This window comes from Georgenia wutianyii, from assembly GCF_006349365.1.
Taxonomy (GTDB): Bacteria; Actinomycetota; Actinomycetes; order Actinomycetales; family Actinomycetaceae; genus Oceanitalea; species Oceanitalea wutianyii.
The window spans coordinates 934,577-958,914 of record NZ_CP040899.1; the positions used below are offsets into that span (position 1 = coordinate 934,577).

Below are 24,338 nucleotides of genomic sequence, written 5' to 3' on the forward strand. Positions count from 1 at the left end.
GGAAGTCGGCTGTCGGGCGGAAGTCGGCTGTCGGGCGGAAGTCGGCTGTCGCGGGGGAGGGGGAGTCCAGGAGGGGGTTCCGCGGATGTAGCACTCCTGCTACATTCCATCTTGTCACTACGACAGAGGGGGGCGACCATGGTCGCAGCAACCGAGACCGTCATCGAGGTCAGCGGTCTGCGCATGCGCTACGGCGCCAAGGACGTGCTCGACGGCGTGGACCTCCAGGTCCGCCGCGGCGAGGTCGTCGTCCTCCTCGGTCCCAACGGTGCCGGGAAGACGACGACGATCGAGGTCCTCGAGGGCTTCCGGCTCCCGTCCGGCGGGCGGGCGCGCGTCCTGGGGCAGGACCCCGCCCAGGCGGACGAGGGGTGGCGCGCCGACGTCGGCGTCGTCCTGCAGTCCTGGCGGGACCACGGCCGCTGGACGGTCCGCGAGCTCGTCGAGCACTACGGGGCCTACTACCGGCCCTACTCCGAGGCCGGGCGCGAGCGTCCCTACGCGGCCGACGAGCTGCTCGAGCGGGTCGGCCTCGCCCCGCAGGCCGACCAGCAGGTGAAGAAGCTCTCCGGTGGCCAGCGCCGTCGCCTCGACGTCGCGATCGGGATCGTCGGCCGCCCGCGCCTCCTCTTCCTCGACGAGCCGACCGCCGGGTTCGACCCGGTCGCCCGGCGCGACTTCCACGACCTCATCCACCGGCTGAGCGACCTCGAGGACACGACCATCCTCCTCACCACGCACGACCTCGCCGAGGCGGAGCGGCTCGCCGACCGGATCCTCATCCTCGACGACGGCCGGATCGTGGCGGACGGCAGTGCCGAGCAGCTCGCCCGCCAGGTCGCCGGGCGCACCGAGGTCCGCTGGACGTCCGGGGGCCAGCGCCACGTCCACGCCACCGAGGACGGCACCGCGTTCACCCGCGAGCTGCTGGCCCGTCACGACGACGTGCGCGACCTCGAGGTGCGGCGCACGACCCTGGAGGACACCTACCTCACGATGGTCGCCCGCAGCGACGCCCGGCGTCGCGAGGAGCAGGCGGCACCGGCACGAGTGGAGGCAGCCCGATGAACGCCACGACGAACGCCACGACGAACGCCACGACGAACGCCGTGCGGGTCGGGGCCCGCCGCGGCTGGATCGAGATGCGCAACTCCCTGCGCGCCCCGGACGACGTCGCCTACTACGTCATCGGCGCGGCGGTCTTCGTCGTCGTCATGTGGCTCAACCGGGACAACGAGATCCAGGGCACCGGCATCACCGCCGCGCTCCTCATCTTCCCCGGCGTGCTCGCCTTCAGCACGATGTTCTCCGCCTCCTACGGGCTGGCGACGCAGGTCGCCACCGAGCGCGAGGACGGCACCCTGCTCCGGGCCAAGTCGGTCCCGCACGGCATGCGCGGCTACGTCGTCGGCCAGACCACCCGCGGGACGCTCGAGGTCGCCCTCAACGTCCTCCTCCTGTCGGTCCCGGCGACCCTCCTCGTCCCGGGCCTGTGGGGCTCCGCCGGCCCGGAGGGCATCGCGGTCATGGTCGCCGTGCTCCTGCTCGGGCTCGTCGCCTGCGTCCCGATCGGCTTCGCGGTGGGCTCGGTGTTCCGCAGTCCGCGCGCCGTCGGCGGGTGGGGGATGCTGGTCATCGCCGGGCTGGTCTACGTCTCCGGCGTCTTCTTCCCCATCTCCCAGATCCCGGGCTGGGCCCAGGTGGTCGGTCAGCTCACCCCGATGTACTGGATGGGGCTCGGCCTGCGCGGCGCGCTGCTCCCGGACTCCGCCGTGGCCATCGAGCTCGGGCAGAGCTGGCGCACGCTGGAGGTCTTCGGCGTGCTCGGTCTGTGGGCGGTCGTCGGCGTCGTGCTGGCCCCCGTCCTCCTGCGACGGATGGCCCGCCGGGAGTCCGGCTCCGTCGTCCAGGCCGGCCGGGAGAAGCAGCTGCAGCGTGTCTGAGCCCACCGACGTCGTCCACAACCGCATCGCCATGCTCCGGGTTGAGCGCGGCGTCACCCGGCGTGAGCTCGCCGAGGCCCTGGGCGTGCACTACCAGACGGTCGGGTACCTCGAGCGCGGTGAGTACGCCCCGAGCCTGCACCTCGCGCTGCGCATCAGCGCCTACTTCGGCGTCCCGCTCGAGTTCGTCTTCTCCCTGGAGCCCTTCCCCAAGATCGGCCCGGGGTGAGGCGCGGTCAGTCGCGGCGGTAGGTGAGGATGCGGAAGCGCATGCCGTTCTCGGCGACGTGCCAGCCGCCGTCGGCGGGGTCCTGCTCGGTGACGCGCCACTGCGGGCCGATCGGCGGGGCGTAGCGGTCGCCCTCGACGGCGTGGTCGATCTCGGTGACGACGAGGAGGTCGGCGTGGTCCAGGGCGGCCTCGTACACCTGCGCGCCGCCGCAGATCCACGCGTCCTCCTCGGAGACGAGCGCGAGCGCGGCCTCGAGGTCGGTGACGACCTCGGCGCCGGGGGCGTCGTAGTCGGGGTTGCGGGTGAGGACGACGTTGCGCCGGCCGGGCAGCGGGCGGATGCGCTCCGGCAGCGACTCCCACTGGCGTCGGCCCATGACGACGGCGTCACCCGCCGTCGTGCGGCGGAAGTGGCGCAGGTCCTCGGGCAGGTGCCAGGGCAGGTCGTTGTCGCGGCCGATGACGCGGTCGTGGGCCTGGGCCCAGATCATCCCGAGCGTCATACGGCCACCGGCGCCTTGATCGCGGGGTGGTGGCGGTAGTCGTGGACGACGACGTCCTCGAACGTGTAGTCGAACAGGGACGCCGCCTTGCGCAGCTCGAGCCGGGGCAGCGGGTATGGCTCGCGGCTCAGCTGCTCGCGCACCTGGTCGACGTGGTTGTCGTAGATGTGGCAGTCCCCGCCGGTCCACACGAGGTCACCGACCTCGAGGCCCACCTGCTGGGCGACCATGTGGGTGAGCAGGGCGTAGGACGCGATGTTGAACGGCACCCCGAGGAAGAGGTCGGCCGAGCGCTGGTACACCTGGAGCGACAGGCGCCCGTCGGCCACGTAGAACTGGAAGAAGGCGTGGCAAGGGGCCAGGGCCATGGCGTCGAGGTCGGCGACGTTCCACGCCGAGACGATCATCCGCCGGGAGTCGGGGTTCTCCCGCAGGGTGCGCAGCACCTCGGCGAGCTGGTCGACGTGGCCGCCGCCGGGCGTGGGCCACGAGCGCCACTGGTAGCCGTAGACGGGCCCGAGGTCGCCGTCCTCGGCGGCCCACTCGTCCCAGATGTGCACGCCCTTGTCCTGCAGCGGGCGGGCGTTGCGCTCCCCGCGCAGGAACCACAGCAGCTCCTCGACGACGCCGCGGAGGAACACGCGCTTGGTCGTGACGAGCGGGAAGCCGGCGGTGAGGTCGAAGCGCATCTGGTGCCCGAAGACGCTGCGGGTGCCGGTGCCGGTGCGGTCGGCCTTGGGGGTCCCGTGCTCGAGCACGTGGCGCAGGAGGTCCTCGTAGGGCGTGGCGACAGGAGCGGTGGTCACCGCGCCATCGTATGCCGAGGGCCGCCGCCCGGGTGATCGGTGCGGCGGCCCGTCGGGGAGAACGGCTCAGGCCTGCGGGGTGTCCTGCTCGATGGTCCGCGGGGTGTGGGAGACCTGGATCTTGCGCGGCTTGGCCTCCTCGGCCACCGGGATCGTCAGGGTGAGGACGCCGTCGGAGTAGTCGGCGTCGATGCGGTCCAGCGCGAGGCCGGCGCCGAGCACGAGCTGACGGGCGAACGTGCCGGTGGGGCGCTCGTGCGAGAGCCACTGGATGTCCTCGCCGGTGACGCTCGTGCGCTCGGCCCGGACGGTGAGCGTGCGGTCCTCGACGTCGATGTCGATCGTCGACGGGTCGACTCCCGGCAGGTCGATCTGTGCGGTGAAGGACTCACCGCGGCGGTACAGGTCCAGCGGCATCGCGGCCGATGCGGGTGCCTGACGCAGGACGCTGTTGACCACGCGGTCCATGTCCCGCAGCGGGTCGGTGAAGAGTGCCATGAATGTCCCTCCTTCGGTCCCAGGCGCCCGGGGTGGGACGCCGTCGAGGACAATGCTGGCACTCGGGAGGCGAGAGTGCCAGCCGAGTTCGCCTGCCGCGAAAGAGTTGAGCCGAGCAGGCTCAATTCATGGACTGACCTGCGGGGACGGGGCCGAGAGCGGCCCGGACCCCGGTGACCACCTGGTTCGACAGGCCGCGTCCGAGCATCCAGCCGACGACGGCGCCGACCCCGAAGGGAGCGAGCCGCCCGAGGAGCAGGGCGCCGGTCCGCTCGGTGGCCGAGCGCACGAGGCGCCGCGAGAGGCCCTTGTTCACGGCGCGGACCGTGCCCAGCGGCAGGCGACCGAGGACACCGCGGCCCCAGTAGAGGCTGCTCACCCCGAGGTCGCCGGTGACCGCTCGCGCGCCGTCCTCACCGAGCAGCGCGCCCAGGACGAGGGTGCGGCGGCGGTCGGCGTCCTCGAGCGGCACGCCGTGGACGCGCGCGACGGAGCCGACGAAGGTCGTGCTCATGCGCAGGAACGTGCCGACGTTCGCGGCGGTGAGCACGGCGGCGATCCCGGTGCCCACGCCCGGCACCGCCGCGGTGAGGCCGACGGCGGCGCTCAGCGTCTTGACCCGCCGGCGGTAGCGGTGCTCGAGGATCGCGACGACGTCGGCGGCCGAGGCACGTGGGTGGCGGCGGGTGAGCCGCTCGACCTGGCGGCGTGAGCGCTCCTCCCCGGAGGCGACGGCGCGGTCGACGAGCCGTTCGAGGAGGTTCGGGGCGGACTCGTCCTCGGTCTGGGCAGGCAGGGCGATCTGGGTCATCAGCGCTCCCGGATGGGTTCGTCGGTCACCGTGAGGTCGTAGTCGGCCCCGGCCTTGAGTGTGCGCCCGACCGTGCACAGGCGCGCGGAGGTGCGCTCGACCCGCTCGGGCAGGGCGGCGCGCTTGCCCTCCTCGAGGTCGGCGAGGTCGAGGAGGAGCTCGACGGCGAGGTGCCCGTACCGGTTCTCGCCCTCGACGCCGGTGGAGGAGACGCCGACGACGGCGGGGAAGTCCTCACCGAGCCGGCTGCGCAGGACGTGGTCGGTCGACAGCGCGGTGCAGGTGGCCAGGGCGATCTTCAGCAGCTCACCGGGGGAGAAGACGCCCTCGGTGTCGCCGCTGCCGATGCGCACCTGCGCCCCGCGCTCGTTGCGGGCGACGTACACGGGCCCGCCCTGTCGTTCGGCCCACAGCGCGCGGGCAGCGGGTTCGTCCTGGGTCGTCGTGTCGCTCATGCCCCGATCGTGGCACGGGGCGCACCGGCCCGCCGCTCGCAGGGCTCAGCGGACCGGGTCGACGGCGGCCGGGCGGGAGCCGGGGAGCAGGGACCGGAGGTGGGTGGTGCCGTCGGCCGGCAGGAGCGCTGCACCCAGCCGCCGACCGCGGGGAGTGTGGCGGCGGCGCCAGTCGAGGACCGTGCGCACGTCCTCGCCCATCGTCCCGAGGGAGGGCGGGCGAGGGGCGTAGCGGGCGGCCTCGAGCCGGGCGGAGGCGCGGGTGAGCGCCTCGAGCGTGGGCGGGTCGGCGGCGAGCTCGCGCGCGTAGTGGTCGCGCAGCCCGCGGGGCGTGGCCGCCTCGTCCGGTGGGGGAACGCCGAGGTCGGCGAGCCCGGTGACGAGGCCCGCCCACTCGCCCTCGATCTGTTGGGTCACGTCGGGGCCGTGACGCAGCCGCCACCGCCGCCAGGCCCCGGCCAGCGGGACGACGGACAGGAGCGCGGCCAGACCGGCGAGCCCGAGGGCCACCTGCCCCACCGTCCGCCCGTTGCGGTCCCACCACCCCAGCGACGTGCCGCCGCCGCGCGGGTCGAGCGCGTCCACGGCCGCCGCGGACGGGGTCGGCCGCCCGGCGGTGGGGTCGGCACCGACCGTGGGCACCTCCTCCTCGTTGCCCGGGGTGGCGTAGAACGGCGCCGACCCGGCGCGGGAGCTCGGCGTCGGCTCGAAGCGCGTCCAGCCGAGCCCGTTGACGTAGAGCTCGGGCCAGGCGTGGGCGTCGGAGGCCACGACGGTGCGGGTGCCGTCCAGGCCCTCGCTGCCCGGCAGGAAGCCGACGGCGAGCCGGGCGGGGATGCCGGTGGCCCGGGCGAGCATGACCATCGCGGTGGCGAACTGGGTGCAGTAGCCCTGCTTGGTCTCCAGGAAGTGGGACAGCGGGTCGAGCGGCTCGCCGTCGGGACCCGCGACGGGGTCGGCGAGGGTGAGGGAGTAGGTGAAGTCCGGTCCGCGCAGGTAGCGCTGGATCTCCAGCGCGATCTCGACCTGGTTGGTCAGCCCTGCGGTGATCTCGGTGGCCAGCGCGCGGACCCGGTCGGCGGACCGCGGGTCGACGTGGAGGGCGTCGTCCGCGGCGTCGACACCCCAGAACGTGCGCACCGCCGTGCCGTCCGGCGCGACGATCTCGACGCTGCCGTCCGTGAACGGGCGTTGGCGGGTCCCGTCGGGCTGGACGAACTCGACCGGCTGTCCGTCGCGGGACAGGTGCATCTCCCAGCCCCCGCCGTCCTCCTGGACCTCCGTGACGGGCACGACGTCGAGCAGGCGCTGCGGCGGGGCGCCGACGCTGTCCGGCAGCGTCGTCAGGGGCCCGAGCTTGAGGTAGGAGGCCTCGTAGGTGCGTGGCGCCGCCTCCACCCCGACCGCCTCGCTCACCGGGTCCCACGTCCAGGGGACGTCCCCGAGGTCGACCGCGCTCGTCGGGTAGGGCACGGCGAGCTGGGGGGCGCGCATGCCGTTCTGGGTGACGGTGACGGTCTGGGTGGAGACCTCGACGCCGTGTGCGGCGAGGAACAGCTGCGTGGGGGTGCGGACCTCGGTGTCCCCGGGGCCCGCGACGGACTCGGCCGGGTACCACCGGCCGTCGGCGTAGTGGGTGGTGGCGCTGACGCGCAGCGGTGGGGGAGCGGGGTCGTCGGTGCGGTAGCGCAGCACCGGCGCGGTCGACCGGTCGGCAAGGTCCTCGGCGAGGTCGAGGGTGTCGGTGAAGCTCACCGAGCCGGCCTGCGGGTCCCCGGCCCGGTCCAGGAGCACGGTCGGTGGCAGGTGGGGCAGCGCCCCGGGCAGGACGACGGCGAGGACGAGCGCGGACAGCCCCATGACGCGCGCCGTCACCGACAGCCGGTGCAGCCCGCCGCTCGTGACGGCGCCGCTGTCGACCGTCGTCACCGTCGAGCGTGCCTGTGCGCGCGCGAGGGTGCGACGGCCCTGCTGGGTGAGCAGGAGCAGCCAGGCGGCAGCGGCGAGGAGGAAGTAGCGCGGGTCCAGGGCCGTGCCCGTGCTCGAGGCGGTGGCGGCGGAGACGAGCAGGAGCGGGACCCCGGCGACGGCCGCGGCCCGGAACGTCACCCCGACCGCCTCGACGAGCAGGGCGAGCAGCCCGGTGCCGGCGAGGACGAGGAGCACGAGCCCCGGCGTCGCGGGAGCGGGCACGGCGTAGTGCTGGATCGTGTCCACGCCCTGGACCGCGAGGGTGCTCAGCGCGGTGACGGCCGACTCTCCCGGCCGCTGCTCCTGGGCCCACACCGCCAGGCCGCTGGTGAGGGCGAGGAGCTGGGCCAGCAGGACGAGCCACGCGGGCACCCGGGCGGCGCGCACGAGGGAGCCGACGACGACGAGGAGCAGGAGCAGCGCGACGAGCGGCACCGTCCACGGGCGGGTGGACAGCAGGCCGCCGATCGGCCACGTGACGGCGAGGACCGCGCCCACCGCGAGCAGGGAGTCCACCCACCGTCCGCGGGCCACGGCGGCGGGCCAGTCGGCGGTCATCGCAGCCCCGCCGGGACGCCCGGCCGCAGCCCGTCCAGGCCGCGCGTGGCCACGGCCCAGGCAGCCGCGACGGTCTCGCCCTGGCGCACCGTGCGGGTGCGCCACCCGGCCGCGGTGAACAGGGGGGCGAGAGGGCCGTCGTCGGCGCGCGGGGAGGGCAGGACGTCGGCGAAGGACGGGGTGTCGAGGACGAGGGCCACCCCCAGGCTCCCGGGGGAGCGGACCGCGGGGAGCGTGAGGACCGTCTCGGGGTCGCGGTCGGCGACGACGGCGACGACGACGGCGCCCTCGGAGGTGAGCGCGTGCGCCTCGCGCACGTGGGTGGTGAGGTCGCGGGCGGTGGGCTCGACGACGGCGAGCTCGCGCAGGAGGGTGCCCAGCTGGGTGGCGGACGGGTCTCCCGCGCCGACGACGTGGACCGCGTAGCCGTCCTGCGCGAGGTGCACCGCGACCGACGCGACGGCGCGCACCGCCCACTCGAAGGCCTCCGCGGCGTGCCGGTACGCCGCGGCGCGCGGGTCGAGGAGGAGGACGGCGCGGCGGCGCGCCGGACGGTCCTCCTGGCGCACCATGAGCTCGCCACGGTGCGCGGTGGTCGGCCAGTGCACACGGCGCAGGTCGTCACCGTCCCGGTAGGCGCGGATGCTCACGTCGTCCTCCCCGTGGAGGGCGACCATGTGCGGCACCTGCCCCTCGCGGCCCACCCCGCCCCCGCGGACCCGGTCCGCGCCGAGGGGCTCGATGCGCGGCAGGACGAGGACCTGCCCGGCGCCGGGCAGCGCGAGGGTGGCGGTCGTCAGCCCGAACGGGTCGTGGCGCTCCAGCCGCAGCGGACCGAGCTTGTGGGCGCCGCGGAACGGTGAGGAGACCGTGTAGGTGACGAGGTGCCGCTCACCGGGGTCCATCCGCGGCAGGAGGAAGCGGTGGGGGGCGCCGAGCAGCGGGTCGACCTGCTCCTCGGCGACCTGGAGCGGGCTGAGCCGCTGGCCGCGCCCGCGGAAGGAGAGCTCGACGCGGGCCGGCTGGTCCGGGGCGACGAGCGCGGGGTCGACGAGCCGCTGGAAGGTCACCGGCGGCGCGGGACGCCACCCGACGAGGACGGCGAGCACCGGCAGGCAGACGAGGAGCACGCCCGCCCGGGTGATGTCCGGGAAGCCGAGCAGCGTGCCGAGCGCGACGACCACCACCCCCAGCGCGAGGAAGACCTGTCCTCGGCCGGTGAGGCGCGGTCGTCGGCTCATCGGACTCCCGCGGGGACGGGCACCTCGCGCAGCAGGTCGGTGAGGACCTGCTCGGCGGTGTCCCGGGCCAGCCGGGCGTCGTTGCTGAGGATGACCCGGTGGGCGAGGACGGGCACGGCGAGGCGCTGGACGTCGTCGGGCAGGACGTGCTCACGCCCGGCCAGGGCGGCGTGGGCGCGGGCGGCGCGCACGAGGTGGAGCGCGGCCCGGGGCGAGACGCCCAGCCGCAGCCGCGGGTGGTGGCGGGAGGCGACGGCGAGGTCGACGACGTACTGGAGCACGGCGGGGCTCGCGTAGAGCCGCCGGACCGCCTGGACGAGCCGCGCCACCGTCGCGGAGTCGGTCACCGGCTCGAGCTCGTCGAGCGGGTCGGTCTCCGAGTGCGAGCCGATCATCGCGAGCTCCGCCGCCGGGTCGGGGTAGCCCATCTCGATGCGCGCCATGAACCGGTCGCGCTGCGCCTCGGGCAGCGGGTAGGTGCCCTCCATCTCGATGGGGTTCTGGGTGGCCATGACCATGAACGGCTCCTCGAGCCGGTAGGTCGTGCCGTCGACGGTCACCTGCCCCTCGGCCATCGCCTCGAGCAGGGCGGACTGCGTCTTGGGGGAGGCCCGGTTGATCTCGTCCCCGACGACGATGTTGGCGAACACCGCACCGGGGCGGAACTCGAAGGTCCGCGCGTCCTGGTTGAAGACGCTCACGCCGGTGACGTCGCTGGGCAGCAGGTCCGGGGTGAACTGGACGCGCTGGACCGAGCAGTCGATGCTGCGCCCCAGCGCCTTGGCGAGCAGCGTCTTGCCGACGCCGGGCACGTCCTCGACGAGGAGGTGGCCCTGGGCCAGGAGCACGGTCACCGCCGTGCGCACGACGCGGTCCTTGCCCACGACGACAGCGGACATGGCCTCCTGGATCCGGGCGGCGACGACCTGGACCTCGTCGAGTTCGCTCACTCCCCGATCCTCCCCCATGGACAGCCGTCCTGCCGGGGGAACCGGGTGGCGGGTCAGCGGCCGGCGAGGTACTCCAGGCCGATCCTGCGCTCGACGGCGAGGACCTTGTCGACGGCGTCGGCGGCGGCCTTCTCGATCGGCTTCCCGAAGAGCGGGATCGAGGCGGTGACGTCGCCGGAGTAGGACTGGGCGGCGCCCTCGCCGGCGGGGGTGAGTGACATCCGGCCGTTGACCCGCACCGGGACGCCGGCGATGTCGAGCGCCAGGGTGCCGCTGCGGCTGCCGTCGGCCTGCGGGGCGCCCCACGCCTCGACGAGCCGCACGTCCAGGCTCTGCCCGACGAGCGAGCGGAAGCGCGAGGGCACCTGGTCGGTCGGCATCTTGCGGCGGGTGGTGACGGTGAACGCCTCGCCCTCACGCAGGATCTCGCACGAGGCGTCGAGGGCGCCGGACGCCTCGATCTTGCGGCGGACGAAGCCGTCGTCGGCGAGCATCGCGGCCACCGCTCGCACGTCGGCCGGGTAGTCGATCGTCGCGTCGAAGCGCACTGTGCATTCCTCCAGTCGGTGGGAGGTCCCAGCCTAGCCGCCGCGCCGCGCGGGCGCCGGGTTCGCGGCGGGCCGCGCTATACGCTGGCAGGGTGTCGACGCTCAGCGAACTCATCCAGGACAGGTCGCGGCTGGACCCGCACAGCATCGAGTGGCTCCACCAGCTCGTCGGTGACTGGCAGGTCGTCTCGGACCTCTCGTTCGCCGACCTCCTCCTGTGCATCCCGATGGGCGAGGAGGACTTCCTCATCGTCGCCCACTGCCGTCCCTCGACCGGGGCCACCGTCTACTACGAGGACGTCGTCGGCCGGCTCATCCCCGCGGGACGCCGCCGCCTGCTGCGCCAGGCGATGGAGCGCCAGGTCCCGGTCCGGGCGACCGAGCCGCGCTGGATCGGCTCCCACGCCGTGCGTGAGGACGCGATCCCCGTCGTCCACGAGGGCAGGACCATCGCCGTCGTCTCCCGCCAGGCGAACCTCGGCATCACCCGCACCTCCAGCCGGCTGGAGCTCAACTACGTCGAGGCCGCCGACGCGATCTGCGCGATGGTCGCCCGCGGGGAGTTCCCCCAGCCCGAGACCCCGTCGGGCTCGCGGCGCGGCGCCCCGCGCGTGGGGGACGGCCTGTTCCGCCTCGGCCTGGACGGCGAGGTGCTCTACGCCAGCCCGAACGCACTGTCGTGCTTCCACCGGCTCGGGATCATCGGTGACCTCACCGGAAAGGTGCTCGTCGAGGCCGTCACCGAGGTCATCGACGGCGAGGGCCCGGTCGACGAGTCGCTGCCCGTCGTCATGACCGGCAAGGCGGCATGGCGCTCGGAGATCGAGGCGCACGGCGTCGTCGTCTCCTTCCGCGCGATCCCCATCACGGAGAACGGTCAGCGGCGCGGGGCGGTGCTCCTGTGCCGCGACGTCACCGAGGTGCGCCGTCAGGAGCTCGAGCTGCTCACCAAGGACGCGACGATCCGCGAGATCCACCACCGGGTGAAGAACAACCTCCAGACCGTGGCCGCGGTGCTGCGTCTCCAGTCGCGCCGCTCGGGCAGCGAGGAGGTCCGCGAGGCCCTCGGCGAGGCGATCCGTCGCGTCTCGACGATCGCCCTCGTCCACGACATGCTCTCCCAGATCATCGACGAGATCGTCGACTTCGACGCCCTGTTCGTCCGGGTGCTGCGCCTGTCGGCGGACGTCGCGGCGGGCGAGGGGCAGGTGCGCACCGAGGTGTGCGGCAGCTTCGGTCAGGTGCCGGCCGACGACGCGACGGCGCTCGCCGTCGTGCTCACCGAGCTCGTCACCAACGCCGTCCAGCACGGGCTCGGGCCCGAGGGCGGCACCGTGGTCGTCACCGCGGACCGCGAGGGCGAGCAGCTCTCCGTCACCGTGCGCGACGACGGCAAGGGCATGGAGGAGGGCAGCGTCCTCGGTGGCCTCGGCACCCAGATCGTCTCCACGCTCGTGCGCGGGGAGCTCGGCGGGACCATCGAGTGGCTGCCGGCTCCCGGCGGCGGGACCGAGGTCGCCGTGCGGGCCCGGATCGCCGAGGCCCGCTGAGGCGGCTCGCCCGCCGCGTCCCGCTCAGTCGCCGTCGGGTGCCTGGCTGCGCTGCCGGCGCTCGCGCCCGCGGCGGCCGGTGCGGCTCCACAGGAACCACGCGACGGCGAGCACGATGCCCGCGATGACGACGAGCTGGAGGATGCCGGTGTACTCCTCCACCACGTGCCACCGCTCGCCGAGGTAGTACCCGGCGAGGACGAGGACCGTGTTCCAGATCGCCGAGCCCGCTGTCGTCAGCCCGAGGAAGACCGGGAGGCTCATCCGCTCGATGCCGGCGGGGATGGAGATGAGGCTGCGGAAGATCGGCAGCATCCGCCCGAAGAAGACGGCCTTGGTGCCGTGGCGCTGGAACCAGCGGTCGGTGGCGTCGACGTCGCGGGAGTCGACGAGCGGCAGCCGGTCGGCAATGGCCCGCAGCCGGCGCAGCCCGAGCGCGGCACCCAGCCCGTAGAGGGTGAGCGCGCCGACGACCGAGCCGGCGATCGTCCAGAGGATGACGCTGACGAGGCCGAGCTCACCCTGGCTGGCGGTGAAGCCGGCGAGCGGGAGGATGACCTCGCTGGGGATCGGCGGGAAGAGGTTCTCCAGGGCGATCGCGAGGGCCGCGCCGGGCCCGCCGAGGGTCTCCATGAGGGAGACCGCGTAGTCGGCGACCCCGGAGAAGAGGCCCCCGTCGTCGGCGGCGGACACCGAGGAAGCCCCCGGCGTCGCGAGGGACACCGGGGGCACGCTCAGTGCGGCGAGGGGAGTCAGGACGCGCGCCGGGCTCGGGCGGTGCGGCGCTTGAGAGCGCGCCGCTCGTCCTCGGACAGGCCGCCCCACACCCCGGCGTCCTGACCGTTCTCCAGGGCCCACTTGAGGCAGGTGTCCACGACGGGGCACCGGCGGCAGACCACCTTGGCCTCCTCGATCTGCAGGAGAGCGGGGCCGGTGTTGCCGATCGGGAAGAAGAGCTCGGGGTCCTCGGTCAGGCAAGCGGCGGTGTGGCGCCAGTCCATGAATGAAACTCCTTCTTGGGCGCGTGCGGACCGCCTGATGGAGCAAGGGGGGCGGTCCGGGAGAATGACTGTGCACCACCTTCACACGACGGCCCGTGCCGGGACAAGGGTTCGGCGGAGGTCAACCACCTCCCGGGGGGAGTGGCCTTCGTCACACGGATGTAGGACGTACGCTCAGGACCGTGACCTCCGACCGGCCCGTCCGTCCGCCCACCGCCCTTCTCAGCGCGCTGCTGCTCCTCCTCGTGGAGGTCGGGGCGCTCCTCGCGCTCACCGTCGGGATGCTCCTCGAGGTGGTCCGCGGGCAGAGCACCGGAGGGGCCGTCACCGCCGTGCTCGCCGCCCTGTTCCTCGGCCTGTGCGCCGTGCTGGTCGCCGCGGGCCGGGCGCTCTACCAGCGCCACCGGTGGGGCCGTGGGCCCGTCGTGACGTGGCAGCTGCTCCTCCTCGCCACCGGGGTGTCGCAGGCCGGCGCGCTGGAGTGGTGGGTCGTGACTCTCCTCGTCGCCTTCCCGGTGGCCGTGACGGTGGGGATCCTCCTGCCGCGCTCGGTGGAGTGGACCAGCAGCGCCACCCCGCCCCGCGCGGTCGCCTAGGACCGCCCGGGCAGGACGAGCACCGCGTCGCCCACCGGCCGCTCCCCGGCGGCGTCGGACGGGACGGTGAGCAGCCGGTCCCCGACGACCATCGCCGTCGACCCGCCGCCGTCGAGGTTGAGCGCCTCGCGCAGACCCAGCCCGACCGCGACGTCCGCGGCCTCCGGGATCGACAGGCCGAGCGCGTCGGTGCTGCGCCCGTCCGCGGTCACGAGGACGAGGCGGCCCTGGGCGTCCACGCCCGCGAGGGTGCGCGGGTTCCGCTTGTGCGCCCAGCCGTAGTAGAAGCTCGGGTTGTCCGGGTGGACCATGCCGTCGGCGGCGACGGTGACGTGCCGTGCGCCGTCGCGCACGAGCTCGGGTCCACCGTTGACGACGGCGGGGTAGCGGGTGGGGTGCACGGGTCGGCCCTCCTCGTCGTGCAGGGTCGTGCGGACGTCGAGCCGCCCGCCCTCCTCGACGAGTCCGCGCAGGACCGGGGCGAGGTCGCCGGTGGCCTGGACGGTGCGCCCGCCCTCCGGCACGGGGCCCCCGCGCTCCCCGCGGACCTCCACGACCCGGCCGCCCGCGTCGAGCACCACCTCGGTACCGGGGCCCGCGGGCGTGGTCGCGGCGTAGGTGCCGGTGAAGACGACGAGCTCGTCGGGGTCGGTGCACGTCGTGTCGTGCAGCGGCAGGGACGTCGGCAGGTCGTCGAGCCCGCCGCAGTTGCGCACGAGGCCCGGCACCCGGTTGACCCCGTCGAGCGGGAGACGGGTTCCGCCCGTGCGCAGCTCGCCCTCCCACGTGAGGCGCTCCACCTCGGTGCGCCGCGCGTCGGGTCGCAGCAGCAGCGCGGGCCGGTCCCCGACCGGCTCGCTGAGCAGCTCGCCGTCGACGACCGAAACCCCGGCCGGGTCGCCGGGCGCGCCGGCCCGCGGGTCGAGGACGAAGAACCCGCCGTTGACGGCCGCGAGGGCCCCGGAGAGGGCGGCGAGCTCGGAGGTCGTCTCGCGGCGCTCGACGTCCGGGCCGACCGACGCCGCGAGCTCGCCGCGGAAGTGGCGCGGGTCGACGGTGAGGACGTCGATCCGCCACGGCCCGCGGTCCTCCTCGCCGTCGGCGTCCCACGCGGTCGACAGGGTGGAGCCGCGGTGCCCGGCGGCGACGACCTGCTCCCGGGCCGCGTCCGCCGCGGCCCGGTCGGTGAACGAGCCGACGCGCACACGCCAGCCGAGGCTGCCGCCCGCGAAGTCCACGGTGGGCTGCGTGCGCACCTCCTCGGTGCGGGCGTCGAGCCCGGCGGCACGCAGCTCGGCGACGACCTCCTCGGCGCTCGCCCGGTCGCGCAGCGCGGTGGCGGGGGCGTCGGGGTCCGGTGAGCCGGAGCCCGCGGGCACCGAGACCTCGACCGTCCACGGGTAGGTCGCCTCGGCGTCCCCGCGGACGATCCGGGTGAGCGTGACCCCCGGGGCCACCGCCTCGGTGTGCCGGGTCTCCTGCAGGTCTGCCGCGCCGAGGGGGAGACCCGGCCCGTCGTCGGGCGCCGGCGCGGCGCCGGCGGCGAGGGGCAGGGCGAGCAGGGCGGCGGTCGCGAGGGCGGTGACACCGTGCGCACGGGGCATGGGAGGTCCTCCGGGGTCGGGGGCCGCTCGTCGCGGCCGGTGTGGCGCCAGTCTCACGGGGTGGGGGAGGGGCCGCCACAGCACGAACGGACCCCGCCGCGTCCAGGGACACGACGGGGTCCGTCGGTGCGTCGGCGCCGGCCCCTCCAGCCCGGCGGCGACGGGTCTAGTCGGCCGCGAGCGCGGCGACCGGCGGGGTGCGCACGGCGCTGCGGGCGGGCAGCACCGAGGCCGCGAACCCGGCGAGGAGCGCGACGACGACGATCGCGCCGAGGTACCCCCACGGCACGGCGAGCGCGAGCTCGCCTGAGCGGCCGAGGATGACCGCGGTGCCGGCCCAGCCGTAGAGCAGCCCGAGGACGGCCCCGATGAGCACCCCGGCCAGGGCGAGGAAGACGCCCTCGACGGCGAGCATCCGGCGCAGCTGGCCGCGGGTCAGGCCCATGGCCCGCAGCAGGGCCGACTCGCGGCGCCGCTCGATGACCGACAGGGACAGCGTGTTCGCCACGCCGATGAGCGCGATGACGACGGCCACGCCGAGCAGTCCGACGACGATCGCCAGCAACGTGTTGATGACCTGCTCAAAGATCTCGCGCTGGGCGGCCGGCCCGTCGACGTAGGGGGTGTCGTACCGCGCGTCGGGGTCCTGCGCCGTGGCCACCGCCTGGGCCTCGGTGAGACGGTCGGAGACCGTGGTGATCGTCGCGGCCTGGTCCTCGCCCGACAGGCGCGCCCACAGCTCGGTGACCGGCGCCTGCGGGTCGATCGCCTCGCGCAGGCTGAGCGGGGCGAAGGCGGTGTAACCGTTGCCCTGGACGACGAGGGTGAGGTCTGCGTCGCCCAGCGTCACCGTCTGCCCGTCGGTGAGGCCGACGTCGCGGGCCCAGCCGCTGCCGACGAGGAGCGTGTCCTCACCGAGCAGGTCGAGGAGCGAGCTGTCCCGCATGATCGACTCGGCGGCCGCGCGGTCGACGAGCGAGACCCCGGTCTCGATCTCCCCCTGCGGGGTCTGGAAGGTGGCCTGGGCCTCGGCGATGCCGAGCGTGGCCTCGACGTTCTCGGTGCGCTCGACCGTCTCGATCTGCGCGGGGGTGAGCCCGCCGGGAAGGCCGGTCTCCTGGTCCCAGGCGCTGGAGGAGACGACGAGGTCCACGGGGAACTGGCTGCGCAGCATCGAGTCGAGACTGGACCGGGCGCTCACCGCGCCCGTCGACATGAGCGCGACGAGCGTGACGCCGATGACGAGCGCGGTGGCGGTCGCCGCGGTACGGCGCGGGTTGCGCACGGCGTTGGCGGTGGCGATCCGCGCCGGGGTGCCGCCACCGGCCCGCCGGGCGAGCGCGCCCAGGCCACGGACGACCGTCGGGACGACGAAGACCATCCCGAGCATGACGCCGGCGAAGGAGACGAAGCCGCCGAGGATCCCCAGGGCGAGCCCGCCGAGCACGGCGGTCTCCTCGTCGATGGACTCGGCGCCGGCGAGGAACGGGGCCGCGGCCACCATGGCGCCGCCGCCCAGGACGAGGACGAGCGAGGCGACGACGCGCAGTCGGGAGGCGCCGCGCGGGTCCGGCGGCTCAGGGGGACGCAGCGCCGCGAGCGGGGAGACCACGGTCGCTGCCCGCGCGGGGGACAGCGCCGCCAGCACGGTGACGAGGGCACCGGTGACGATCGGGACGATGACGGCCGCCGCCGTGATCGTCACGTTGCTGGGCACCGGGAAGGGCAGCTCCTGGGCGTGCAGGACCCACAGGGCGCCCTGGGCGAGCGCGGTGCCGAGGACCAGCCCGGCGACACCGGCGACGATCCCGAGGATGAGCGCCTCGGTGAGCACCGAGCGGCGGATCTGGCGCTTGGTCGCGCCGACGGCCCGCAGGAGGGCCAGGGTGTGGGTGCGCTGGGCGACGAGCACCTGGAAGGTGTTGGTGATGACGATCGCGGCGACGAACATCGCCAGCGCGCCGAAGGCGAGGATGACCGCGGTGAGGGCGTAGGCCTGACCGGTGAGGTCCTGGAGCGTCTGCTGGGCGTACTCCTCGCCCGTCCGGACGGCGGCATTCGGCAGCTCCGCGGACACCGCGGCTGCGACGGCGGCCGGCTCCGCGCCGTCCGCCGCGCGGACGAGGATCTCGCTGAAGGCGAGCTCGCGGTCCGCCTGCACCACCCAGGCGTCGCGCTGGGCGGGGGTGACGAGCGCCGTGTTGCCCATGCCGACGAGCGCAGAGGGGTCCTGGAGGATGCCGGCGACGGTGAGCTCCGCGTCGACGAAGGGCATCGAGTCCTTCGCGCCAGGCGGGGGCGGCAGGTAGATCTCGGTCGACATCGTCAGTGCGTCACCGACCTCGACCTCGAGCCGGTCGGCGGAGGAGGCGGTGAGGGCGACCTCGCCCTGCGCCGTCGGGAGCGTGCCGTCGAGGACGGTGACGCCGGACAGGCCGGGGGAGCCGACGGCGTCGACGGCCGACCAGTCCTGGCGCCCACCGGCGACGATCGAGCCGAACATCGTCACCTGGCCGTCGGCGACGGAGACGCCGGGCAGGGCCCGGACCTCGTCGAGCTGCTCGGGGGTGAGCAGGTCGTCGCCGGACTGGACGACGACGTCCGCGTCTCCGATGTCGGCGGTGACCGCCGAGTACGTGGTGTCGCGGATGACCGCGGTGCCGAGGAGTGTCGCGGCGATGAAGGCCGTGCCGATCATGATCGCCAGGCCCGCGGCGAGCAGGCGCCCGGTGCTGCGGCGCATCTGGGTGAGGGTGAGTCTGAGCATCAGGCGTTCACCGTGCGCAGCGCGTCGAGACCGGCGAGGACCGACTCGGGGGTCGGGTTGTCGATCGAGCCGGCGATGCGGCCGTCGGCGAGGAGGACGACGCTGTCGGCGTAGGACGCCGCGACCGGGTCGTGGGTGACCATGACGATCGTCTGCCCGAGCTCGCGCACACTGGTGCGCAGGAAGGAGAGCACCTCGGCGCCGGAGCGGGAGTCGAGGTTGCCGGTCGGCTCGTCGGCGAAGACGACGTCGGGGCGGGTGATGAGGGCGCGGGCGATGGCGACGCGCTGCTGCTGGCCGCCGGACAGCTCGCTGGGCCGGTGGGTGAGCCGGTCCCGCAGGCCGAGCGTGTCGATGAGGGTGTCGAGCCACCCCTGGTCCGGGGCGGTGCCGGCGAGCTCGCACGGCAGGGTGATGTTCTGCAGGGCGGTGAACATCGGCAGGAGGTTGAAGGACTGGAATACGAAGCCCACCCGCTCACGGCGCAGCAGCGTGAGCTCGGTGTCGCCCAGGGCGGTGAGCTCGGTGTCCCCGAGGACGACCTGGCCGCCCGTGGCCGCGTCGAGCCCGGCGAGCAGGTGCATGAGGGTGGACTTGCCGGAGCCGGAAGGCCCCATGATCGCGGTGAACTCACCGGCGGTGAAGGCGACGTCGACGCCGCGGAGCGCGTGGACGGCGACGTCCCCGCTGCCGTAGACCTTGCTCAGGCCGCGTGCCTGGACCGCGGGTCGTCGGGGGGAGCTGCTCACAGGGATCCTCCTGGGTGGGGCGGCCACGGGCCGCGTCTGGTGATGTCACCGACGCTACGGGCGGCACCACGGTGCCTGCGTCCTGCCGGGGGCCTGTTCTCGGGTCATCCCGTGGTCGTACGCCACCACCCGCGGGTCCACCCCTGGGGCGGGCGGGCGCGCGCGGACGGGCTAGGAGCCCGGGGTGATGAGCCCGGTCTCGTAGGCGAGGACGACCGCCTGGACCCGGTCGCGGGCGCCGAGCTTGGAGAGCACCCGCCCGACGTGCGTCTTCACGGTGGCCTCGGCGACGAAGAGGTCGGCGGCGATCTCGGTGTTGCTGCGCCCGCGGGCCATGAGGACGAGGACCTCACGCTCGCGCTCGGTGAGCGCGTCGAGGATGGCAGGCGGGGCCTTCTGCTCGTCCGGGAGGACCTGGGCGAGGTGCTCGATGAGCCGCTTGGTGGACGACGGCGCGATGACGCCGTCGCCCGCGTGCACGGTGCGGATGGCCTGGAGCATGTCCTCCGGCGGGACGTCCTTGAGGAGGAAGCCGCTCGCTCCGACCTTGATCGCGCGCATGACGTACTCGTCGAGGTCGAAGGTCGTGAGGATGACGACCTTCGGGCCCGAGCCCTGCGCGGTGAGCTGCTCGGTGGCGGTGAGCCCGTCCATGCCGGCCATGCGCACGTCCATGAGGACGACGTCGGCGTCGTAGGCGCTGAGCATCCGCAGCGCCTGCGCGCCGTCGGAGGCCTCGGCGACCACCTCCATGTCCGGCTGGGAGTTGATGACGAGGGTGAAGCCGGCTCGCACGAGCTGCTGGTCGTCGACGAGGGCGACACGGATGGGGGTGTCTTCGGCGGGCATGGGCTCGGTGCTCACAGGACTCCGTTTCGTTGCTGCTGGGGCCATGATGCCGGAGCCAGCGGGGCGTTCGCGCCGTCGGGGGTGGGAGTGGGCTGAGCGGCGTGACGCCGGGCAGCGGGATCTCCGCCCGCACCCGGTAGCCACCCCCGGGCTTCGCGCCGGTCTCGAGCGTCCCGCCGAAGAGCATGACCCGCTCGCGCATGCCGAGCAGACCGTGCCCGGCGCCGTCGTTCGAGGCGGCCGCGCCTCGGCCGGTGTCCTCGACCTGGACGATGATGCGCTGCGGTGCCCACTGGAGCAGGACGGTGGCGCTCGCGGCCGGACCGCCGTGCTTGAGGACGTTGGTCAGCGCCTCCTGGCAGATCCGGTAGACGGTGAGCCCGAGGCCGGGGGGCAGCTGGCGGGCGTCGCCGACGCGGATGAGCGAGACGTCGAGCCCCGAGGAGCGCAGCTGCTCAACGAGGCCGTCGAGGTCGGCGTCGATGGGCTGGGGCATCGTCGCGCCGTGGGTCTCGTCCTCCCCGCCCGGCGCGCGCAGGACGCCGAGGATCTTGCGCATGTCGGCGAGGGCCGCGCGCCCGGTGTCGGCGATGGTCGTGAGCGCGCGGACGGCGGCGTCGGGGTCCGCCGCCGCCGCGTACCGCCCGCCGTCGGCCTGGGCGATGACGACCGACAGCGAGTGGGCGACGATGTCGTGCATCTCCCGGGCGATGCGTGAGCGCTCCGCGGCGGTGGCGATCTGGGCCTGCTGGTCGCGCTCGATCTCCAGCCGCTGGGCGCGCTCGGCGAGCGTCTCGGTGTGGGCGAGGCGGCTGCGGCGCACCAGCCCCATCGCCCACACGAAGAGGCACGCGGCCCCGATGAGGCCGCCGATGACGGCGATGAGAAGGAGGCTCTCGGGAGACAGGTCGAGCCAGAACCGACCAGTGAGGCCGGGACCGGACGTCCCGCTGATCCACGTCGCGAGGAGCAGGCCGCCGAAGATGGCCGAGACGAGGGCCGTGCGCCCCGCCCACACCGGCCCGTAGACGGTCACCGAGTAGAGCGCGACGAAGATGAGGACGTCGGCGACGATGAGCGGCGCGCCGCTCGCGAAGTGGACCAGCGCCGCCCCGTAGACGACGACGGCGGAGGGGACCGGCCGCGTGCGGCGCCAGAACAGCGCGGCCGGCATGGCGAGGGACGCCAGCGCCCCGAAGAACGCGCCGTACCCGGTGGTGGCGGTGCCGACCCCGCCGATGAGCGAGGGGATCGCGACGAAGACCGCGAGCAGGAGGACGACGAGCAGGTCCACGGTGCGGCTGGTGTCGCGCAGCTGCGGCTCGGGCAGGCGTGGTGGCGCGCCGTGCATGGTCGAGCCCTGTGACACCCAGGGCTGGGAGGACGCGGGCGGCGGGGGCGGTGGCGGGTAGGACCAGGGGGAGTCGGTGGGGGAGGTGCTCACCGTCAGTCCACGGGCTCGATGAGGTCGGGGGTGTCGACGCGGACGTTACCCACGCGCGGCCCCACCCGGTGGAACTGCAGCTGCGGCCGCTCCGCGCCGATGGCCGCCAGGGCCTCCTCGGGCGCGGTCACCGACGGGTCGAGCCACGGCGCCACGGCGTCGCCGCGCAGGACGACGGGCTCGCGGTCGTGGATGCCGGCGAGCTGGGAGCGGGCAGGCTGGGTGAGGATCGTCGTCGACAGCAGCCAGCGGGCGGGGTCGGAGTCGTCCTTGCTCGGGTCACGCCAGAACGCGTAGAGCCCCGCGAAGGCGAGTGGTGCGGCGTCGGCCCGGTGGATGAAGTGGGGCGTCTTGGAGCCGTCGGGCTCCTTGCGCCACTCGTAGTAGCCGTCGGCGGGCAGGATGCAGCGCCGGGCGCGCAGCGACTTGGCGAAGGCGCTCTTCTCCGCGACCGTCTCGATCCGGGCGTTGATCATCCGCACCCCGATCGAGGGGTCGTCCGCGAACGCCGGGACCAGGCCCCAGCGGGCGGAGTGCATCTGGCGCACGTGCCCGTCCGAGCGTTCCAGGACGACGCGCACCCGGTCGGTGGGGGCGACGTTGAACGACGGGTGGACGGCGGCGGCCTCCTCCGCGATCTCCTCGACGTCGAAGGCGTCGGCGAGCTCCTGCGCCTCCCGGAACGATGCATAGCGACCGCACATGACTCAAGGGTGCCAGGTGGGTCCCACACCGGGCGTCCGACCCCGGGCTGACCGGGGGTGGCACGCCCTCAGACCAGGGGTGGACCCGGTGGCCTCAGCCCAGGGCGTCGGGCCCCTGCTCGACGAGCGTGCGGAACTGCTCGGCGTCCAGGACCGGCAGCCCGAGCTCCTCGGCCTTGGCGAGCTTGGACCCGGCACCGGGGCCGGCGGCCACGTAGTCGGTCTTCCTGCTCACGCTCGTCGCGGCCTTGCCGCCCGCGGCGATGACCGCCTCCTTGGCACCCTCGCGGGTGTAGCCCTCGATCGAGCCGGTGATGACGACGGTGAGCCCTTCGAGCACGCCCCCGGTCTCCGCGGCGGCCCCGGGACCGGGGTGGCCGGGGATCGCGAAGCGGACGCCGGCGGCCGTCCACCGCTCGACGATCTCGCGGTGCCAGTCGACCTCGAACCAGTCGCGCACGGCGTCGGCGATGATCCCGCCGACGCCCTCGACGGCGGCCAGCTCGGCCTGCTCCGCCGCGCGGATCGCGTCGAGGGAGCCGAAGTGCGCGGCGAGCGCCCGCGCGGCGACGGGTCCGACGTGCCGGATGTTGAGGGCGACGAGCTGGCGCCACAGGTCCTTGGTCTTGGCGCGCTCCAGCTCCTCGAGGAGGACGAGCGCCTGCTTGGAGGGGTGGACGCGGCGGAAGTTCTTGCGCACCCCTGCCGCGCGGCGCTCGGCCGGTGTCGCGTCCTCGTAGCCCGGCGGGTAGGTGAGCTCCACCCGCTGGAACGGGCGGCGGCGCACGGGCTCGCCGTGCTCGTCCACCCGCGGCTCCCCGGTCTCGTTGTCGCGCACGACCACCTCGATGGGCACGAGCTCGTCGAGCTCGAGCTCGAAGAGGCCGGCCTCGGTGGTGAGCGGCGGCTGCGCCGGGCTCGTCGGCTGGGTGAGGGCGGCGGCGGTGACCTCGCCGAGCGCGTCGACGTCCAGGGCGCCGCGGGAGCCGATGTGCTCGACCCGTCCGCGCACCTGCGCCGGGCAGGAGCGGGCGTTGGGGCACCGCAGGTCGATGTCCCCCTCCTTCATCGGCCGCAACGGCGTGCCGCACTCGGGGCAGTCCTGCGGCATGACGAACTCGCGCTCGCTGCCGTCGCGGAGGTCGACGACCGGCCCGAGCACCTCGGGGATGACGTCACCGGCCTTGCGCAGGACGACCGTGTCCCCGATGAGCACGCCCTTGGCCCGCACGACCTCCTGGTTGTGCAGCGTCGCCTGGCGCACCGTGCTCCCCGCGACGTGCACCGGCTCCATGACGGCGTAGGGGGTGGCCCGCCCGGTGCGCCCGACGCCGACCTTGATGTCGAGCAGCCGGGTGTGGACCTCCTCGGGCGGGTACTTGTAGGCGATGGCCCAGCGCGGGGCTCGGCTCGTGCGGCCGAGCTCGGCGTGCAGGGCGAACTCGTCGACCTTGACCACGACGCCGTCGATCTCGTACTCGACCTCGTGGCGCTCGCGGCCGTACTGCTCGACGTAGGCGCCCACCTCCTCGACGCTGCCGAGGACCTTGGTGCGGGGGTTGGTCGGCAGGCCCCAGCCGGCGAGGAGCTCGTACACCTCGCTCTGCGCGTGGACCGGCGGGTCGCCCCAGGCGCCGAAGCCGTGGACGAACAGCGCCAGGGCGCGTAGCCGGGCGGTCCCGGCCTCGTGCTCGAGCCCGGTCTTCTTGTCGAGCCGCTGCCGCAGGCCGCCGCTGGCGGCGTTGCGCGGGTTGGCGAAGGCGGGGAAGCGGCGGGCGGCGCTCGCCTCGGCGCGGGACTCGTCGAAGGTGCCCCCGGTCGAGCGCTCCTGCCACCGGGTGCGGGCCTCCGCGACGGCGCGCTCACGGAGCTCGGCCTGCAGCTCGTTGAGCCGCTCGAACTCCGCGACGGGGATGAACAGCTCGCCCCGGACCTCGACGAGCGGAGGGTGCCCCTCGCCCGCGAGGCGGTCGGGCACGATGCCCAGGCGCTTGACGTTGCTCGTGACGTCCTCACCGACCCGGCCGTCCCCGCGCGTCGCGGCGGAGGTGAGGACGCCGTGCTCGTAGCGCAGCGACACAGCCAGTCCGTCGATCTTCAGCTCGGTGAGCCAGGCGACCGTGCGGCCGGCCGCCGCCTGGGTCTTGGCGCACCACTCGGCGAGCTCCTCCAGGGAGAAGACGTTGTCGAGGCTGAGCATCGGCTCGGCGTGCTCGATGGTCGGCAGGTCGCTGGTCCCGGCGGCACCCACCACCTGGGTGGGGGAGTCCTGGCTGCGCAGCAGGGGGTGCGCGCGCTCGATCTCCTCCAGGCGGTGCATCCACCCGTCGTACGTCGCGTCGTCGACGAGCGAGGTGTCCTTGCCGTAGTACGCCTCGCGGGCGCCGTCGATCTTCTCGGTGAGCGCGCGGGCCTCGTCCCTCGCCTCGTCGAGGCTCGCGGGGACCGGTTCGGTCTGTGCCACGCGGGCCAGTGTACGAAGGAGCGGGCCGCCTGCCTCGCGGTGGGGCCCGCGCCGGCTGAGAGACTGAGGGCCCGTGCGGGCACCACCCGCGCGGG

The 24,338-nt window shown here is 74.3% G+C and carries 23 protein-coding genes and 1 pseudogene; 6 read left to right on the plus strand and 18 right to left on the minus strand.

What is annotated here, in order from left to right:
• The first annotated feature begins 138 nt into the window (after positions 1–138).
• Genes FE251_RS04150 through FE251_RS04160 form a run of 3 tightly spaced genes read left to right on the plus strand, consistent with a single transcriptional unit; the run spans position 139 to position 2,172 of the window.
• Positions 139–1,068, plus strand: a complete 930-nt coding sequence (locus FE251_RS04150; RefSeq protein WP_139948051.1) for an ABC transporter ATP-binding protein — start codon at positions 139–141, stop codon at positions 1,066–1,068.
• A complete protein-coding gene (locus FE251_RS04155; protein WP_223147565.1) occupies positions 1,065–1,943 on the plus strand; it encodes an ABC transporter permease in 879 nt (292 codons plus the stop codon). Before FE251_RS04150 ends, FE251_RS04155 begins: the two co-directional genes overlap by 4 nt.
• Positions 1,944–1,974: 31 nt before the next feature.
• Positions 1,975–2,172, plus strand: coding sequence for a helix-turn-helix transcriptional regulator (locus tag FE251_RS04160; RefSeq protein ID WP_139072865.1), 198 nt, complete (start codon positions 1,975–1,977; stop codon positions 2,170–2,172).
• 7 nt (positions 2,173–2,179) lie between these two features.
• On the opposite strand, the gene FE251_RS04165 is transcribed toward FE251_RS04160, so the two are convergent.
• The 9 genes from FE251_RS04165 to FE251_RS04205 form a co-directional block, all read right to left on the minus strand.
• Complete coding sequence (locus tag FE251_RS04165; protein WP_139072837.1) at positions 2,180–2,677, minus strand: dihydrofolate reductase; 498 nt, start codon at positions 2,675–2,677, stop codon at positions 2,180–2,182.
• On the minus strand, positions 2,674–3,483 hold the full coding sequence (locus tag FE251_RS04170) for a thymidylate synthase (protein ID WP_139948053.1): 810 nt from the start codon (positions 3,481–3,483) through the stop codon (positions 2,674–2,676). The genes FE251_RS04165 and FE251_RS04170 overlap by 4 nt, the downstream gene beginning before the upstream one ends.
• Positions 3,484–3,549: 66 nt before the next feature.
• Positions 3,550–3,981 carry an Hsp20/alpha crystallin family protein gene (locus tag FE251_RS04175; RefSeq protein ID WP_139072835.1) on the minus strand — a complete coding sequence of 144 codons (432 nt, stop codon included), beginning with the start codon at positions 3,979–3,981 and terminating at the stop codon, positions 3,550–3,552.
• Between the two features lie 121 nt (positions 3,982–4,102).
• The gene (locus tag FE251_RS04180) at positions 4,103–4,792 is read right to left on the minus strand and encodes a hypothetical protein (RefSeq protein WP_139948054.1); all 690 of its coding nucleotides are present in this window, start codon (positions 4,790–4,792) and stop codon (positions 4,103–4,105) included.
• Positions 4,792–5,247 carry an OsmC family protein gene (locus FE251_RS04185; protein WP_139072833.1) on the minus strand — a complete coding sequence of 152 codons (456 nt, stop codon included), beginning with the start codon at positions 5,245–5,247 and terminating at the stop codon, positions 4,792–4,794. The genes FE251_RS04180 and FE251_RS04185 overlap by 1 nt, the downstream gene beginning before the upstream one ends.
• Before the next feature lie 45 nt (positions 5,248–5,292).
• Entirely contained in the window at positions 5,293–7,776 is a 2,484-nt protein-coding gene (locus FE251_RS04190) for a transglutaminase family protein (RefSeq protein ID WP_139948056.1), read from the minus strand.
• On the minus strand, positions 7,773–9,017 hold the full coding sequence (locus FE251_RS04195) for a DUF58 domain-containing protein (protein ID WP_139948058.1): 1,245 nt from the start codon (positions 9,015–9,017) through the stop codon (positions 7,773–7,775). Before FE251_RS04195 ends, FE251_RS04190 begins: the two co-directional genes overlap by 4 nt.
• On the minus strand, positions 9,014–9,985 hold the full coding sequence (locus tag FE251_RS04200; protein WP_139072830.1) for an AAA family ATPase: 972 nt from the start codon (positions 9,983–9,985) through the stop codon (positions 9,014–9,016). The genes FE251_RS04195 and FE251_RS04200 overlap by 4 nt, the downstream gene beginning before the upstream one ends.
• A 35-nt stretch (positions 9,986–10,020) precedes the next feature.
• The gene (locus tag FE251_RS04205) at positions 10,021–10,515 is read right to left on the minus strand and encodes a DUF2505 domain-containing protein (RefSeq protein WP_139072829.1); all 495 of its coding nucleotides are present in this window, start codon (positions 10,513–10,515) and stop codon (positions 10,021–10,023) included.
• Between the two features lie 92 nt (positions 10,516–10,607).
• Here FE251_RS04205 and FE251_RS04210 point away from each other — a divergent pair, with 92 nt between their 5' ends.
• The gene (locus FE251_RS04210; RefSeq protein ID WP_139072828.1) at positions 10,608–12,065 is read left to right on the plus strand and encodes a sensor histidine kinase; all 1,458 of its coding nucleotides are present in this window, start codon (positions 10,608–10,610) and stop codon (positions 12,063–12,065) included.
• A 24-nt stretch (positions 12,066–12,089) separates the two neighbouring features.
• On the opposite strand, the gene FE251_RS04215 is transcribed toward FE251_RS04210, so the two are convergent.
• Positions 12,090–12,698 (minus strand): DedA family protein, encoded by a 609-nt coding sequence (locus FE251_RS04215; RefSeq protein ID WP_139949250.1) that lies wholly within the window; start codon positions 12,696–12,698, stop codon positions 12,090–12,092.
• Positions 12,699–12,817: 119 nt separating this feature from the next.
• Positions 12,818–13,066 carry a WhiB family transcriptional regulator gene (locus FE251_RS04220; protein WP_139072827.1) on the minus strand — a complete coding sequence of 83 codons (249 nt, stop codon included), beginning with the start codon at positions 13,064–13,066 and terminating at the stop codon, positions 12,818–12,820.
• Positions 13,067–13,248: 182 nt separating this feature from the next.
• On the opposite strand from FE251_RS04220, the gene FE251_RS04225 reads away from it, so the two are divergent.
• Positions 13,249–13,662, plus strand: coding sequence for a hypothetical protein (locus FE251_RS04225; protein ID WP_139072826.1), 414 nt, complete (start codon positions 13,249–13,251; stop codon positions 13,660–13,662).
• On the opposite strand, the gene FE251_RS04230 is transcribed toward FE251_RS04225, so the two are convergent.
• From FE251_RS04230 to FE251_RS15975, 5 genes and pseudogenes are all read right to left on the minus strand, one after another.
• Complete coding sequence (locus FE251_RS04230) at positions 13,659–15,266, minus strand: phosphodiester glycosidase family protein (RefSeq protein WP_139072825.1); 1,608 nt, start codon at positions 15,264–15,266, stop codon at positions 13,659–13,661. The genes FE251_RS04225 and FE251_RS04230 overlap by 4 nt on opposite strands.
• 166 nt (positions 15,267–15,432) lie before the next feature.
• Complete coding sequence (locus tag FE251_RS04235) at positions 15,433–18,033, minus strand: ABC transporter permease (protein WP_139072824.1); 2,601 nt, start codon at positions 18,031–18,033, stop codon at positions 15,433–15,435.
• Complete coding sequence (locus tag FE251_RS04240) at positions 18,033–18,782, minus strand: ABC transporter ATP-binding protein (protein WP_230976543.1); 750 nt, start codon at positions 18,780–18,782, stop codon at positions 18,033–18,035. Before FE251_RS04240 ends, FE251_RS04235 begins: the two co-directional genes overlap by 1 nt.
• 171 nt (positions 18,783–18,953) lie before the next feature.
• On the minus strand, positions 18,954–19,631 hold the full coding sequence (locus tag FE251_RS04245; RefSeq protein ID WP_139072863.1) for a response regulator: 678 nt from the start codon (positions 19,629–19,631) through the stop codon (positions 18,954–18,956).
• A 169-nt stretch (positions 19,632–19,800) separates the two neighbouring features.
• A pseudogene (locus tag FE251_RS15975) lies at positions 19,801–20,919 on the minus strand (sensor histidine kinase); the annotation flags it as partial.
• On the opposite strand from FE251_RS15975, the gene FE251_RS15795 reads away from it, so the two are divergent.
• The gene (locus tag FE251_RS15795; RefSeq protein WP_230976544.1) at positions 20,804–21,043 is read left to right on the plus strand and encodes a hypothetical protein; all 240 of its coding nucleotides are present in this window, start codon (positions 20,804–20,806) and stop codon (positions 21,041–21,043) included. The pseudogene FE251_RS15975 and the gene FE251_RS15795 sit on opposite strands and share 116 nt — an antisense overlap.
• Positions 21,044–21,077: 34 nt before the next feature.
• Here FE251_RS15795 and FE251_RS04255 read toward each other — a convergent pair whose 3' ends face one another.
• A complete protein-coding gene (locus FE251_RS04255) occupies positions 21,078–21,779 on the minus strand; it encodes an SOS response-associated peptidase (RefSeq protein ID WP_139072822.1) in 702 nt (233 codons plus the stop codon).
• 94 nt (positions 21,780–21,873) lie between these two features.
• Complete coding sequence (ligA, locus tag FE251_RS04260; protein WP_139072821.1) at positions 21,874–24,243, minus strand: NAD-dependent DNA ligase LigA; 2,370 nt, start codon at positions 24,241–24,243, stop codon at positions 21,874–21,876.
• Positions 24,244–24,338: the final 95 nt, after the last annotated feature.